This window comes from Pseudomonas agronomica (genome assembly GCF_025917275.1).
Classification (GTDB): Bacteria; Pseudomonadota; Gammaproteobacteria; order Pseudomonadales; family Pseudomonadaceae; genus Aquipseudomonas; species Aquipseudomonas agronomica.
The window spans coordinates 1-1,065 of sequence record NZ_JAOSHO010000886.1; the positions used below are offsets into that span (position 1 = coordinate 1).

1 protein-coding gene is annotated in these 1,065 nt (G+C 63.7%); it reads left to right on the forward strand.

The features are described from left to right. Positions 1–44: 44 nt before the first annotated feature. A complete protein-coding gene (locus OC610_RS27900; RefSeq protein WP_264432811.1) occupies positions 45–1,010 on the forward strand; it encodes an L-carnitine dehydrogenase in 966 nt (321 codons plus the stop codon). The last annotated feature ends 55 nt before the right edge of the window (positions 1,011–1,065 follow it).

Sequence of the window (1,065 nt, forward strand, 5' to 3'; positions counted from 1 at the left end):
AGCTCGCTCCCACAGGTGATTTTTACTCTTTTCAGGAAACCACCATGCACTTCATCACCGACATCAAAACCTTCGCCGCCCTGGGCAGCGGCGTCATCGGCAGCGGCTGGGTCAGCCGCGCCCTGGCCCATGGCCTCGACGTGGTGGCCTGGGACCCGGCGCCGGGCGCAGAGGCGGCGCTGCGCAAACGCGTAGCCAATGCCTGGGGCGCCCTGGAGAAACAAGGCCTGGCCCCTGGCGCCTCGCAGGATCGGCTGCGCTTTGTCGCGACCATCGAAGAATGCGTGCGCGACGCCGACTTCATCCAGGAAAGCGCCCCCGAGCGCCTGGAGCTCAAACTCCAGCTGCACAGCCAGATCAGCGCCGCCGCCAAGCCGAACGCGCTGATCGGTTCCAGCACCTCAGGACTGTTGCCGAGCGAATTCTATGAAAGCTCGACCCATCCGGAACGCTGCGTGGTCGGGCACCCGTTCAACCCGGTCTACCTGTTGCCGCTGGTGGAAGTGGTCGGCGGCAAAAACACTGCGCCCGAAGCCGTCCAAGCAGCGATGCAAGTTTATGAGTCCCTCGGCATGCGGCCGCTGCACGTGCGCAAGGAAGTGCCCGGTTTCATCGCCGACCGTTTGCTCGAAGCACTCTGGCGCGAGGCGCTGCACCTGGTCAATGACGGCGTGGCAACCACGGGTGAAATCGACGACGCCATCCGTTTTGGCGCCGGGTTGCGCTGGTCGTTCATGGGCACGTTCCTGACCTACACCCTGGCCGGCGGCGACGCCGGGATGCGTCACTTCATGGCCCAGTTCGGCCCCGCGCTGCAGTTGCCCTGGACCTACCTGCCAGCGCCGGAGCTGACCGAAAAGCTGATCGATGATGTGGTGGATGGGACGAGCGAGCAGTTGGGCCAGCACAGCATTTCAGCGTTGGAGCGCTATCGTGATGATTGCCTGATGGCGGTGCTGGAGGCGGTGAAGACCACTAAAGAAAAGCATGGAATGGCCTTCGCCGAGTAAACCTTGGTTTTTTGGGCCAGCAAGGCTGGCCCATCGCGAGCAAGCTCGCTCCCAC

Coding starts and splice junctions, on each gene's coding strand:
- OC610_RS27900 (WP_264432811.1), top strand. CDS start 45: ATGCACTTCATCACCGACATCAAAACCTTCGCCGCCCTGGGCAGCGGC.